Raw genomic sequence first — 13910 nt, 5'->3', positions numbered from 1 at the left:
TCTGACGTTGGCCGGGTCGCAGTCGCGGCCCGGCCAACGTCTCGATTTACTTCGATTATTTGAGAGAGTGTGAACATGAGTAGCCCACGGGTTCGCCGCATCGCTGACCGGATCAAGGTGATCGTCGCTCAGATGCTGGAGAGGCGGATCAAGGATCCGCGGATCGGGTTCGTCACCGTCACCGACGTACGCGTGACCGGCGACAGCCAGCAGGCGACGATCTTCTACACGGTGCTGGGCGCCGACTCGGAGGCCGAGCTGGCCGGCACGGCGGCCGCGCTGGAGTCGGCCAAGGGGCTGATCCGCTCCGAGGTCGCCAAGCAGCTCGGCACCCGCACCGCGCCGACGCTGGAGTTCATCCACGACGCGCTGCCGGAGACCGCCCGCCACCTCGACGACGTGCTCGCGCGCGCCAAGGCACAAGACGACGCGGTCGCCGCTTCACGCGGGGAGACCTACGCAGGCGAGGCCGACCCCTACAAGAAGCCTCGCGAGATCGAGGACGAGTGGGACGAGGACGACGAGGAGTGAGCGCACTGTCTGGGCTCGTCATCGTCGACAAGCCTGGCGGGGTCACCTCCCACGACGTCGTCGCGCGCGTTCGGCGCCTGGCCGGCACCCGCAAGGTCGGGCATGCCGGCACCCTGGATCCGATGGCCACCGGCGTACTCGTGCTGGGGGTGGAGCGCGCCACCCGGCTCCTCGGCCACCTGATGCTGACCGAGAAGGCCTATGCGGCGACGGTGCGGCTGGGGGTCTCGACGACCACGGACGACGCCGAGGGCGAGGTCGTGGAGACCCGCTCGGCCGCGGGCATCGAGGAGGAGCGCGTACGCAGCGCCTTCGCCACCCAGGTCGGCGACATCCTCCAGGTGCCGACCGCGGTCTCGGCGATCAAGGTCGACGGGAAGCGTGCCTACCAGCGCGTACGCGACGGGGAGCAGGTCGAGCTGAAGGCCCGGCCGGTCACGGTGCACGAGCTCACCGTCGGCGAGCTCCGGCGCGAGGGGGACGTGGTCGATGTCGACATCTGCGTCCGGTGCTCCTCGGGCACCTATATCCGAGCGATCGCCCGCGACGTCGGTGCGGCGCTCGGGGTCGGTGGCCACCTGACGATGCTGCGCCGCACGGCGGTCGGGCCCTACGACCTCGACGTCGCCAGGACCCTCGACCAGCTCGGTGACGACTTCGCCGTGCTGCCGCTGGCCGACGCGGCCCGCGCCGCGTTCACCTGCTACGACCTCTCCGAGGAGCAGGCCAGCGACGTCCGCTTCGGGCGGAAGCTGAGGATCGACGTCGACGGACTCACCGCCGTCTTCGCGCCCGACGGTGAGTTCTTGGCGCTCTACGAGCCGGTCGCTCCGGGGATAGCCAAGGCGAGCGCCGTCTTCGTGGGATGAACGGGTAAAGCCTGCGAGGATGACCCTCTTGTGAAGCAGAACGGATCGGCCGAGACTCTACGGCTCACTGACTCCTGGTTCCGGCACCACGGGCTCACCTACTTCGTCCCGGAGGAGCGCGTCGCGGTGCGAGCGGCGATGCGGCCGCGGCGTATGGTCCGGGTCGGCCTGGTGGTCGTGATCGTCGCGGTGGCGGCAGGGGTGGCATTGGCCTGGGTGACCGGCGACGTCGGGACCGGGCCGGCGCTGCTGCTGACCCTGGGCGGCGCCGCTGCCGGGTGGTACGCGCTGACCGCGATGCGGTTCCGGCCGATCCTGGTGTGGGCGATGGGGCGTACGTTCGGATCGTTGCACCGGCTGCTGCCGATGGCCCTGCGCGCGCTGCCGCTGCTGCTTCTCTTCATGACCTTCCTCTTCATCAACGCCGAGGTCTGGGAGATGTCGGCCAACCTTCACCCGGGTGCGTTGTGGCTGGTCACGCTGCTGTTCGGTGGGTCGGCGGTGGCGTTCCTCCTGGTCCGGCTGCCCGAGGAGGTCGACCGGATCGACGATGACGTGGATGCCGCGTTCCTCCACCGCACCTGCGCGCGTACACCGCTGGAGGCCGCGTGCGCGGAGCTCGTCGCGGAGGCCCGCGACGAGGGGAGCACCGACCCGGCGGAGTATGCCCAGGTGACCGGCTTCGAGCGCTGGAACCTGGTGCTCGCCCTGCTCGTCATCCAGGCGACGCAGGTCGTGCTGATCGCGCTCGCGGTCTTCGCGTTCTTCCTTGTCTTCGGGTCGATCGTGATGACCGACGGCGTCCAGCTGGGCTGGACCGGGGAGCAGTCGCTGCACAACCTGCCCTGGCTGCCCAACGTGTCGGCCGAGCTGGTCAAGGTCGCCCTGTTCCTCTCCGCCTTCTCCGCGCTCTACGTCACGGTCTCGACGGTCACCGACGAGACCTACCGTAAGCAGTTCTTCGGCACGGTGCTGCGCGAGATCGAACGGGCGGTCGGGATGCGCGCGGTCTACCTCGCCCTCCGTGCCCGAGAGTCGGCCCAGGTCCGATCCCAGTGAGCAACCACGGATATTCTGTCCGGGTGTTGTGGCGAAGTCTGACTGAGGTGCCATCCGGTCTGGGCCGTACGGCCGTCGTGATCGGCAACTTCGACGGTGTCCATCTCGGGCACCAGCATGTGCTGCGCCGGGGGCGCGAGGTGGCGGACGCCAAGGACCTCACCCTGGTGGCGGTCACCTTCGACCCCCACCCGATGGCGGTGCTGCGGCCCGAGCACGCCCCCGGTGTGCTCACCACGATGGAGGAGCGCGCCGAGCTGCTGCTCGGGGCCGGTGCCGACGCCGTGCTCGCGCTGCCGTTCGACATGGAGATGGCCAACTGGTCACCCGACGACTTCGCCCGGCGCGTGCTCGTCGACGCGCTGCACGCCGAGGCGTGCGTGGTCGGCGCCAACTTCCGCTACGGCTGCAAGGCCGCCGGCGACGTGGCCGACCTGGTCGCCTACGGCAAGATCCACGACTTCTCCGCCGAGGGGATCCCGCTCGACGGCGGACCCCAGGTGTGGTCCTCGACCTACATCCGTACGTGTCTGGCGACCGGTGACGTCACCGGAGCCGCTGAGGCCCTGGGCCGTCCCTACTCGGTGCGTGGCGTCGTCGTGAAGGGCGACCAGCGTGGCCGCGAGCTCGGCTTCCCGACGGCCAACGTGCCCACCGACTCGCTGACCGCGGTGCCGCCCGACGGCATCTACGCGGGCTGGCTGACCCGGCGCGACACCGGCGAGCGGTTCCCCGCCGCCATCTCGGTCGGCACCAACCCCACCTTCGAGGGCGTGGTCGGGCGCCGCGTCGAGTCCTACGTGCTCGACCGCGACGACCTCGAGCTCTACGGCGTCGAGGTCGAGGTCGCCTTCGTGGAGCGGCTGCGCGGCATGGTCGCCTTCGAGGGGATCGACGCGCTCGTCGAGCAGATGCGCGCCGACGTGGTGCGGGCCCGCGGCATCCTTCAACAAGGTCTTACCGAGCCGTAGACCCCGCGGCCTGTTCAGCGGGGTCCAGGTGCGGTTCAATTGTCGGTTATGGATCCCCACTCCACCCCAACGTCCGTCTACGAGACCGAGGTCGAGGCCGAGCGCCCCCGCGGCGGCATCCCGGCGTTCCTCAACGCGGTCCTGGTCACCGGTGGTCTCTGGGCGCTGCAGTTCCTCTCCGGCTCCGCGCCGTTCTCGACGTGGATCGAGGAGAACGGCAGCGAATCGGCCGGCTGGGTGGCCGCGCTGCTCGGTGACCGGCTCACCTACTTCGGCGACGGCTCCTTCAGCGGGCTCTTCTCCGGTGACGACCTGGGCCGCTCGGCCGTCCTCACCGGGACCGTCTTCGTGCTCACCTGGCTGATCACCTGGCTCAGCACCATCGGCATCTGGCCGCGGGCGTTCTGGCCGGTCTTCCTCGGCTGCTGGTTCGCCGCGATCGTGGCCACCGCGGCGGGGCAGGTCACCGGGAGTCTCTACTCCTACCTCACCGGCGGCTCCGACCTGTTCGTGGCCACGCTCGGTGACGCGCTCGAGCTGGGTGCTGCGTACGGGCTGACCTACGGGTGGGCGACCGGGCTCCTGATCGCGCTGATCTGGCTGGCGATCCCGGGCAAGAGCGACGAGGTGGAGGAGTACACGCCGATGTCGTCGCTGATCTCCGGAGGCGGCTCGGGTGGTGGGCCCGGGGGAGCGCCCGGCGGCTACGGCCAGCAGCTGCGTACGAGCGTCGCGGTGCCGACCGCGCAGACCAGCCTCGCCCGGGTGGCCACCGGCCAGCCGACCCAACCGGTCCAGGTGCGCACCTTCACCGGTCCGGCACGCGGCCAGGGCCCGGCCGGCGACACGGCCGCCTGGAAGGACTTCGTCCGCGACGTCCGCGGCCGCTCCTAGAGGACTGCAGCAGGACCGGCGCCGCCGAGCATCTCGGCGGCGCGCGGTGCAATGCTCTGGCAAGTAGTGCGCACTGCGTAGTAGTGTGCCAAACATGGATACCACCCAGCTGCTCAAAGGGGTGCTCGACCTGACCGTCCTCGCCGTCGTCGACGGTGAGGACGCGTACGGCTATGACATCGTCCGCAAGCTCCGCGACAGCGGGCTCACGGACGTCGGCGACGCGTCGGTCTACGGCACCCTGCGGCGGCTGTACGCCGCCGGCGCCCTGACCTCCTACGTCGTCCCGTCGGAGTCCGGTCCGCACCGCAAGTACTACGGCATCACACCTGCCGGGCAAGGCCAGCTCAAGCAGCAGAGCGAGGACTGGTCCCGCTTCTCCATCACCGTCACCGAGATCTTGCAAGGGGCACGCGCATGACGACCACAGATGCCGAGCCGAACGTCGCGCCGGAGGTGCGGCTCTTCCTGGCTCGCGTACGCCGCGAGCTCGACGACCTCGACCCGGAGGTGCTCAGCGACATCACCGACGGGCTCGAGGCCGACTTCACCGAGCTGGTCGCCGAGCGCGGGCCCGATGCGCTCGGAGACCCGGTCGAGTACGCCAAGGAGCTGCGGGCGGCAGCGGGCATCCCGGTGGGTGTGAGGGCGCCTCGGGGGCTCGCGGAGCGGGTCGACGGGCTCCTGGACGCCGGCCACGACCGCTTCGACGCGGCGGTCGCCAAGGCCGGTGAGCTGGTGCGTACGGACCTGGGGCCGGTGGTCGCCTGGCTGCGGCCGCTGTGGTGGATCGTGCGCGCCTGGGCCGCGGTCTGGCTGGTCTCGGCGTTCTTCGGGTGGGGCATGTCGAGCGCTGCGGGGGTGGTGCTCCTTATCGTCGCAGTGGCGCTCAGCATGTTCATCGGCGCCGGTCGGGTCTGGCCCGGTGGCGGGCGGGGGACCGGCGCACGTGTCGTGCTCGTGGGCCTGAACACGTTCGCCGCGTTCGTGCTCTTCATGACCTGGGCGAGCGGGGGCGGCGGCACCGACTACGACCGCGGCTGGAGCGACGGCTACAACGAGGCCGGTGCCGGTGGCGGCTACGCCGCGCCGATCGACGAGCAGGCGGGGGTCTACTCCGGCGGGAAGTGGGTCAGCAACATCTACCCGTACGACGCTTCGGGCAAGCCGCTGACCGGCGTCCAGCTCTTCGACCAGGAGGGGAAGCCGATCGACGTGGTCACTCAGCCCGACTGCACCTCGACGACCGCCGCCCCGCTCCCGGCGCTCACCGATGCCGAGGCCGACATGGCCGAGGTCGTGTGCACCGACGAGATGACCGGCGAGCCGCTGCAGCCGCGGATCCTCTACCCATGGTCCAACGGTGCGGCGCAGCTCTACAACGTCTTCCCGCTGCCCAGCCGGGTCCAGCCCGGCACCGCGCTCGACCCGAACGCGTTCGCGGACGGGAGCCAGGACGCACCGGCGATCCAGGAGCCGCCGCTGGCGACCGTACCGAAGGCGTCGCTTCCCGGGATCGCGACGAGCTCGCCGAGCGCCTCGCCAAGTGCCTCACCGAGCGCCTCACCGAGCGCTGCTGAGAAGCCATGAGCTGATCGATGCAACCGAACCCGGCTCCACAGCGTCGAACCCAGTGGCGGAAGAGTCGAGGGGGAGAGCGATGAAGTTCTGGTGGAGGTTGCGCCGGCTGGTGGCGCGTCTCGTGCTCGTGGCCTGATCCGGCGGCGATTCGGGGCGTACGCCGGCTCGCTGTTAATCTTCTCGGGTTGTCGGCCCATGGGGGTCGGCGGCTCAAGCCGTGAAATCGGCCGCGGACCAAGAGTGCCCCGGTGAACAGGCCCGGGCGCGCCGCGCAACGAGTAGGCCCACGGGCCGGAAGGGAGCCTTCGCATGGCAGTTGGAACTGACGCGGAGACCAAGAAGAAGATCATCGCCGAGTACGCCACGGTCGAGGGTGACACCGGTTCGCCGGAGGTGCAGATCGCGCTGCTGTCGCACCGCATCTCCCACCTGACCGACCACCTCAAGGAGCACAAGCACGACCACCACAGCCGTCGTGGTCTGCTGCTGCTCGTCGGCCAGCGCCGCCGCCTTCTCAACTACCTTCAGAAGAAGGACATCGAGCGCTACCGCTCGATCATCGAGAAGCTCGGCCTTCGTCGTTGATCTCCTGATCTTCGTAGCGGCGGGCCGCCCCCATTGGGGGCGGCCCGTTCGCCTGTTTTAGGGAAGGTTGGGCCAGAGCGGGCATTCCTGATCGTTCTCGGGTGAATCAGGCGCAGTGTAGAGACCGTGCATCGACAGATCGCAGGCAAGCTGACCGGGCCCAGGACGAAGTACGTCGTCGTGGTGTTCTGGCTGCTCGCCGTGGTCGCTCTCGGCGGTTTCGCCGGGAAGCTGACCGAGGTGCAGAACAACGAGGCCAGCTCCTGGCTGCCGGCGTCGGCGGAGTCGACCCGGGGTTTCGAGAGCATGAGCCCCTTCCAGAGCCCCAACGCGATCCCCACCACCCTCGTCTACACCTCGACCACCGTCACCGGAGCCGACCTGGCCGAGGTCGCCTCGGGTGACATCGCCGCACTCGGCGAGCTCGACGGCGTCGAGGGCGAGATCGAGCCGCCGCTGCTGTCCCGGGACGGCGAGGTCGCCCAGGTCACGGTGACCTTCGACCTCGGCTCGGACGGCTGGAACAAGATGCCGGGCATCGTCGACGACATCCGCGAGATCGCCGACCATGACGACGTACGCCTGCATGTCACCGGTCAGGGCGGCTCCGCGGCCGACGCCGCGGAGGCGTTCGGCGGCATCGACACGACGCTGCTGCTGGCCGCGCTCGCGGTTGTCGTGGTCATCTTGTTGTTCGTCTATCGCAGCCCGGTGCTCTGGCTCTTCCCGATCGTCTCGGTGGTGGTCGGCCTGGGTGTGACGATGGGCCTGGTCTACTTCCTGGCGAAGGAGGCAGGGCTGACCGTCAACGGCCAGAGCCAGGCCATCTTGAGCATCCTGGCGATCGGCGCCGGCACCGACTACGCCCTGCTGCTGGTCTCCCGCTACCGCGAGGAGCTGCGCAACTTCGAGGACCGCCACGACGCGATGGCGCATGCCCTGCACCGCGCCGCTCCGGCGATCCTCGCCAGCGCCGTGACCGTCATCTTGGCGATGCTCTGCCTGACCGTCGCGGAGATGAACTCGACCGCCGGGATGGGGCCGGTCGTCGCCGTCGGGATCGGGGTGACCTACCTGGTGATGGTCACCCTGCTGCCCGCCCTGCTGGTCATCTGCGGCCGGTGGGTCTTCTGGCCGATGCGGCCGGCGTATAGATCGGCGGAGCCGACCGAGACCGGCCTGTGGGCGAAGGTGGGCGCGATGGTCTCGGTCCGCCCGCGCGTGGTCTGGATCGTCACGACCGGCATCCTGCTGATCGCCTGCCTCGGTCTGCTGCGGCTCGATGCCAACGGGCTGGCCTCGGACGAGACCTACACGAAGGAGTTCGACTCGATCACCGGCCAGCAGGTGCTGGTCGACCACGACATGGCCGACCAGTCCAACCAGCTGCTCGTGGTCGCGGACTCGGCAGCGCAGGGGCAGGTGCAGCAGGCGCTTGACGGGGTCGAGGGGCTGGTGCCCACCGAGACCCCGGCAGGGGAGATGAAGGGCTTCCCGCTCGGCCCGCCGCAGGACGGTGTCGTCGCGATCGCAGCGGTGGTCGACGCGGACGTGACCTCGCCCGAGGCGTACGACATCGTGGATTCGGCGCGTTCGGCCGTGCACGGCGTGGACGGCTCCGGCGCGCTGGTCACCGGCACCTCGGCGATGATGCTCGACACCCTCGAGGCCAGTCAGCGTGACAACCTGGTGATCATCCCGATCGTCCTGGTGGTCGTGCTGCTGGTGTTGATGGTGCTCCTGCGGGCCGTGGTCGCGCCGTTGATCCTGCTCGGCACGGTGATCCTCTCGTTCGGGGCGGCACTCGGCATCTCGGTGCTGCTCTTCGAGTTCGTCTTCGGCTTCGCCGGCGCGGACCCGGGGTTCCCGCTGTTCGCCTTCGTGTTCCTGGTCGCGCTGGGCATCGACTACAACATCTTCCTGATGACCAGGGTGCGCGAGGAGGCGCAGGTCCGCGGCACCTGGGAAGGGTCGCTCGTCGCCCTGACCTCGACCGGTGGCGTGATCACCTCGGCGGGCGTCGTCCTCGCCGCGACGTTCCTGGTGCTCGGCTCGCTGCCGATGGTCTTCCTGGCCGAGATCGGGGTGACCGTCGCGCTGGGGGTCATGCTCGACACGATGATCGTCCGGTCGATCCTGGTCACCGCCATCAATCTCGATGCCGGCGACCGGATCTGGTGGCCGAGTCGACTGGCGAAACCCAAACAACAGTAAGTTGGTCATGTTAATATTCAGGCATGACGTCCCCAGGTCTGAACCGACGCACCTTCCTCACCACCGCGGCGCTCGGGGCTGCAGCGGTGGGCACCACGCAGGTCACTGACGCGGTGAGGGCAGGTGCCGCAGCGGGTGCTCCCGCGATCCTCAAGCCGCTGCCCGTCGAGCGGTTCATCGACTACGGCACCAACGCCGAGACCCGCTGGGACTCGGTCGACCCGCGTCGCTACCTGACCCCGCAGGCCGACCTGTTCGTGCGCAACCACACCGCGACCCCGCGGATCGACCCGGAGACGTACGAGCTGGAGATCTTCGGCGACGGGCTGCGTGAGCCCGCCGGCGTCAGGCTGAGCCTCGACGACCTCAAGGCCTTCCGGCACGTCGAGACGACCTCGGTGCACGAGTGCACCGGCAACGGCCGCAGCTTCTTCACCACCCAGCAGGGCCAGGAGGTCAGCGGCACCAGGTGGACGCTGGGTGCGGTGGGTGCGGTCCGCTGGAAGGGCGTACGCCTGGCGGACGTCCTGACCGCCGTCGGCATCCGTCGGGACGCGGTCTCGGTGCAGGCGAGCGGGCTCGATTCCGACTACGTGGACAAGGGCGTCGACCACGGCCGGGTGCGGCGCCCGTTCCCGATCGAGAAGGCGCTCGACGACGCCCTGCTCGTCTGGGGCGCCAACGGTGAGGCCCTGCTGCCCGACCACGGCTTTCCGCTGCGGCTGCTGCTGCCCGGCTGGATCGGCATCGCGAGCATCAAGTGGCTGGGCTCGCTGGAGGTGTCGACAAGTGTGCTGACCTCGCCGTGGGACACCACGTGGTACAACGTCGACGGCCCGCTCACCGTCAACCCGGTCCGCTCCGCCCTCGAGCTCGAGTGGAACGCCGAGATCCCGGCCGGTGACCGGATCGTGCTGAGCGGCCGCTCCTGGTCCGGCGCCGCGCCGATCGCGCGCGTCGAGATCAGCACCGACGGGGGAGCGACGTGGGCGCGCGCGATCCAGCACGCGCCTGGCCGCCCCACCGGCGGCCACGGCCTCGGCTGGGCGCAGTGGGACCACACCTGGCGCAACCCCGAGCCGGGGGCGTACGAGATCCTCGTGCGGGCCACGGATCGGGCCGGCCGCACCCAGCCCGACGTCGCCGCCCACAACCCCGGCGGCTACTTCTTCGACGCCGTCGTACGCCACCCCGTCACCGTCGTGTGATGCCCCGCCGGAGGCGCGCGCATGCCTCCGTTCCGCATTTCGGGCAGGGGACGGATAGGCTGAGCGATGAGTGCTAGCGCAGCCGCGCAGGCGCTCGGAAAACGAAACACATCACCAGGAGCGGCCCGCCCGTCCGGCTCGGTCCTCGGTAGTGATTCCCAGGTCCGTCGCGGACCTGAGGGTCTCGATCGAAGACCGGCCCCGTGCACAACGAGTGCACACGCCCGGCGCGGGGGCGCTCCAAGACCTAGACAAGGACGAATCCTTGACTGAACCAGTCATCACTGCCGTCGAGACGACCATCGACAACGGCAAGTTCGGCACCCGCACCGTCAAGTTCGAGACCGGGCTGCTCGCCCGGCAGGCCGCGGGTTCCGTGACCGCCTACCTCGACGACGAGACGATGCTGCTCTCGGCGACCACCGCCTCCAAGCAGCCGAAGGACCACTTCGACTTCTTCCCGCTCACCATCGACGTCGAGGAGCGGATGTACGCCGCGGGCAAGATCCCCGGCTCGTTCTTCCGTTCCGAGGGCCGCCCGGGCGAGGACGCGATCCTCACCTGCCGCCTGATCGACCGCCCGCTGCGCCCGACCTTCAAGAAGGGTCTGCGCAACGAGGTCCAGGTCGTCATCACCGTCATGGCGCTCGACCCCGACCAGCCCTACGACGTGCTCGCGATCAACGCCGCGTCGATGTCCACCCAGCTCTCCGGCCTGCCGTTCTCCGGCCCGGTCGGCGGCGTGCGTGTCGCTCTGATCGAGGGCCAGTGGGTCGCCTTCCCGACCCACAGCCAGCTCGAGCACGCCGTCTTCGACATGGTCGTCGCCGGCCGCGTCACCGAGACCGGCGACGTCGCCATCATGATGGTCGAGGCCGAGGCCACCGAGGTCGCGTGGGAGCTCGTCCAGTCCGGCACCCAGGCGCCGACCGAGCCGATCGTCGCCGGTGGTCTTGACGCTGCCAAGCCGTTCATCAAGCAGCTGGTCGAGGCTCAGGCCGAGCTGGCCAAGCAGGCCGCCAAGCCGGTCCAGGACTTCCCGATCTTCCTGGACTTCCAGGACGACGTCTACGAGGCCGTCGAGGCCACCGTCGGCGCCGACGTGACCGACCTCTACACCGTCGGTGGCAAGCGCGAGCGCACGCTCGGCAAGCAGGAGCGCGACGAAGAGGCCGACCGGATCAAGGTTGCGCTGCTCGAGAAGCTCGGCGCCCAGTTCGAGGGCCGCGAGGGCGAGATCGGCGCTGCCTTCCGTGCGCTGACCAAGAAGGCCATCCGCGAGCAGGTCCTGCGCGACAAGGTCCGCATCGACGGTCGCGGCCTGGCCGACATCCGTCCGCTGCACGCCGAGGTCGGCGTGATCCCGCGGGTCCACGGCTCGGCGCTGTTCGAGCGCGGCGAGACCCAGATCCTGGGCGTCACCACCCTCGACATGCTCAAGATGGAGCAGCAGCTCGACACGCTCTCCCCGGAGAAGCACCGTCGCTACATGCACAAGTACGTCTTCCCGCCGTTCTCCACCGGCGAGACCGGCCGCGTGGGCTCGCCCAAGCGCCGCGAGGTCGGCCACGGCGCCCTGGCGCGTCGCGCGCTCCTGCCGGTGCTCCCGGGCCGCGAGGAGTTCCCCTACGCGATCCGCCAGCTCTCCGAGGCGATGGGCTCCAACGGCTCCACCTCGATGGGCTCGGTCTGCGCCTCGACGATGTCGCTGCTGCAGGCCGGTGTCCCGCTGAAGGCCCCGGTCGCCGGCATCGCGATGGGTCTGATCTCCGGTGAGATCGACGGCGAGACGAAGTACGTCGCGCTCACCGACATCCTCGGTGCCGAGGACGCCTTCGGCGACATGGACTTCAAGGTCGCCGGCACCCCGGAGTTCGTGACCGCGCTGCAGCTCGACACCAAGCTCGACGGCATCCCGGCCGAGGTCCTCGCGCAGGCCCTCAACCAGGCCAAGGACGCCCGCATGTCGATCCTCGAGGTGATGTCCGAGGCGATCTCCACCCCGGACGAGATGGCCCCGACCGCTCCGCGGATCATCACCGTGAAGGTCCCCGTGGACAAGATCGGCGAGGTCATCGGCCCGAAGGGCAAGGTGATCAACCAGATCCAGGAGGACACCGGCGCCCAGATCTCCATCGAGGACGACGGCACGGTGCTCATCGGTGCGACCGACGGCAACGCCGCCGAGGCCGCCCGTGCGGCGGTCAACGCGATCGCCAACCCGACCATGCCCGAGGTCGGCGAGCGCTACCTCGGCACGGTCGTGAAGACGACCAACTTCGGCGCCTTCGTCGCCCTGCTCCCGGGCAAGGACGGCCTGCTCCACATCACCAAGCTGCGTGCCCTCAACGGCGGCAAGCGGGTGGAGTCGGTCGAGGACGTCGTCGAGGTCGGCCAGAAGATCCAGGTCGAGATCGCCGAGATCGACGACCGCGGCAAGCTCTCGCTGGCCCCGGTCCTCGAGGAGGAGGCTCCTTCCGAGGAGGCTCCTGCGGAGACCGCCACCGAGGCCGCAGACGAGGAGTGACCTTGGCGTCACGCAGCATCCGGGGGACCGGTCGACACGCAGGTGTCGGCCGGTCCTCCGGCTATAACCAGGAGCCCGGCACCACCGTCACGCTCGAGCAGACCGAGGTCAACGGCGCGGTGACGTCGCTGGTACGCCGCACGGTCCATCCCTCGGGCCTGCGGATCGTGACCGAGCAGATGGCGGGGGTCCGTTCGGCCGCCGTCGGCGTCTTCATCGGTGTCGGGTCCCGGGACGAGACCGCGCGTCAGCACGGCTGCTCCCACTTCCTCGAGCATCTGCTTTTCAAGGGCACCCCGTCGCGTACCGCCTTGGAGATCTCCTCCTCGATGGACCGCGTCGGTGGGGAGTTCAACGCCTACACCGCCAAGGAGTACACCTGCTTCCACGCGCGGGTGCTCGACGTCGACCTGCCCCTCGCCATCGACGTCGTGGGCGACATGCTGACCTCCTCGCTGATCACGGCCGAGGACGTGGAGGCCGAGCGGGACGTGATCCTCGACGAGATCGCGATGCACGACGACGACCCCGACGACGTGATCCACAACCTCGTCTCCGCGCAGGCGTGGGGTGCCGAGACGCCGCTCGGACGGGGCATCGCCGGCACGGAGGCCTCGATCTCCGCGCTGACCCGTGAGGAGATCAACGACTTCTACCGGGCGCACTACGTGGCGCCCCGGATGGTCGTCTCGGTCGCCGGCAACCTGGATCACGACGAGGTCGTGGCGATGGTGGAGAAGGCGTTCTCCGGCTCGGGGTTCCTCGCCGGGTCGGCGGCACCGGTGGCGCCGCGGGAGGGGTCGCCGCTCGAGGTCGCGCCCGGGCAGGTCAGCGCGCAGCGGCCGCTGGAGCAGGTCAACGTCGTCCTGGCCCGCGAGGGTCTGCAGCGAGGCGACGACCGGCGCTTCGCCTTCGAGGTGGTCAACACCGCCGTCGGCGGCGCGACCTCCTCACGGCTCTTCCAGGAGGTCCGCGAGCACCGCGGCCTGGCCTACTCGGTCTACTCCTACGCCTACAGCCACGCCGAGACGGGCCTCTTCGGGGTCCAGGTCGGCTGCCTGCCGGCCAAACTCGACGAGGTCCTCGAGGTCGTACGCTCCGAGCTTGCGACCGTCGCCCGCGACGGCATCACCGCCGAGGAGCTCGAGCTCGGCAAGGGCCAGCTGCGTGGCGGCCTCGTGCTGGGCCTGGAGGACTCGGCCTCCCGGATGTCCCGCATCGGCCGCGCCGAGCTGGTCCACCGCGAGCTCTACTCGATCGACGAGGTGCTGGCACGGATCGACGCGGTCACCCTCGAGGAGTGCCGTGAGGTCGCGGCCGAGATCCTGACGCGCCCGGAGATCCTCGCGGTGGTCGGACCCGCCTGACGCCGAGTCGGCTCGTTCTGACCGGATTTCCTGCCGAGTCGGCTCGTCATGACGAGCCGACTCCGCGCTTCGCGCGGTTACTCCTTCGCTCGGCGCGAGCGGAC

At 69.7% G+C, this 13910-nt stretch carries 12 protein-coding genes; all 12 read left to right on the top strand.

The window, feature by feature from the left end; all coding sequences use genetic code 11:
* The first annotated feature begins 69 nt into the window (after window positions 1-69).
* The 12 genes from rbfA (at window position 70) to ACIRON_RS04570 (ending at window position 13806) form a co-directional block, all read left to right on the top strand.
* Entirely contained in the window at window positions 70-531 is a 462-nt protein-coding gene (rbfA, locus tag ACIRON_RS04625; RefSeq protein ID WP_218131427.1) for a 30S ribosome-binding factor RbfA, read from the top strand.
* Entirely contained in the window at window positions 528-1400 is an 873-nt protein-coding gene (gene truB / locus ACIRON_RS04620) for a tRNA pseudouridine(55) synthase TruB (protein WP_402989544.1), read from the top strand. The genes rbfA and truB overlap by 4 nt, the downstream gene beginning before the upstream one ends.
* A gap of 30 nt (window positions 1401-1430) precedes the next feature.
* Window positions 1431-2459: a hypothetical protein gene (locus tag ACIRON_RS04615; RefSeq protein WP_402989541.1), complete on the top strand. Its 1029-nt coding sequence runs from the start codon at window positions 1431-1433 to the stop codon at window positions 2457-2459.
* A gap of 38 nt (window positions 2460-2497) precedes the next feature.
* Window positions 2498-3430 (top strand): bifunctional riboflavin kinase/FAD synthetase, encoded by a 933-nt coding sequence (locus ACIRON_RS04610; RefSeq protein ID WP_402989954.1) that lies wholly within the window; start codon window positions 2498-2500, stop codon window positions 3428-3430.
* 48 nt (window positions 3431-3478) lie between these two features.
* A complete protein-coding gene (locus tag ACIRON_RS04605) occupies window positions 3479-4324 on the top strand; it encodes a hypothetical protein (protein WP_402989538.1) in 846 nt (281 codons plus the stop codon).
* Between the two features lie 94 nt (window positions 4325-4418).
* Window positions 4419-4745 (top strand): PadR family transcriptional regulator, encoded by a 327-nt coding sequence (locus ACIRON_RS04600; protein WP_402989536.1) that lies wholly within the window; start codon window positions 4419-4421, stop codon window positions 4743-4745.
* Window positions 4742-5914: a hypothetical protein gene (locus tag ACIRON_RS04595; protein WP_402989533.1), complete on the top strand. Its 1173-nt coding sequence runs from the start codon at window positions 4742-4744 to the stop codon at window positions 5912-5914. Before ACIRON_RS04600 ends, ACIRON_RS04595 begins: the two co-directional genes overlap by 4 nt.
* Window positions 5915-6214: 300 nt before the next feature.
* Complete coding sequence (gene rpsO, locus ACIRON_RS04590) at window positions 6215-6490, top strand: 30S ribosomal protein S15 (protein WP_292646172.1); 276 nt, start codon at window positions 6215-6217, stop codon at window positions 6488-6490.
* Between the two features lie 126 nt (window positions 6491-6616).
* Entirely contained in the window at window positions 6617-8704 is a 2088-nt protein-coding gene (locus ACIRON_RS04585) for an MMPL family transporter (protein ID WP_402989528.1), read from the top strand.
* 23 nt (window positions 8705-8727) lie between these two features.
* Window positions 8728-9912, top strand: coding sequence for a molybdopterin-dependent oxidoreductase (locus ACIRON_RS04580; RefSeq protein WP_402989525.1), 1185 nt, complete (start codon window positions 8728-8730; stop codon window positions 9910-9912).
* Between the two features lie 265 nt (window positions 9913-10177).
* A complete protein-coding gene (locus ACIRON_RS04575; RefSeq protein WP_402989522.1) occupies window positions 10178-12439 on the top strand; it encodes a polyribonucleotide nucleotidyltransferase in 2262 nt (753 codons plus the stop codon).
* The gene (locus ACIRON_RS04570) at window positions 12436-13806 is read left to right on the top strand and encodes a M16 family metallopeptidase (RefSeq protein WP_402989519.1); all 1371 of its coding nucleotides are present in this window, start codon (window positions 12436-12438) and stop codon (window positions 13804-13806) included. The genes ACIRON_RS04575 and ACIRON_RS04570 overlap by 4 nt, the downstream gene beginning before the upstream one ends.
* The last annotated feature ends 104 nt before the right edge of the window (window positions 13807-13910 follow it).

Origin of the sequence: Nocardioides sp. NPDC101246 (assembly GCF_044767415.1) — a bacterium.
Lineage (GTDB): Bacteria > Actinomycetota > Actinomycetes > Propionibacteriales > Nocardioidaceae > Nocardioides.
The sequence above is the reverse complement of the archived record's forward strand: the minus strand, read 5'-3'. Positions and strand labels throughout refer to the sequence as shown.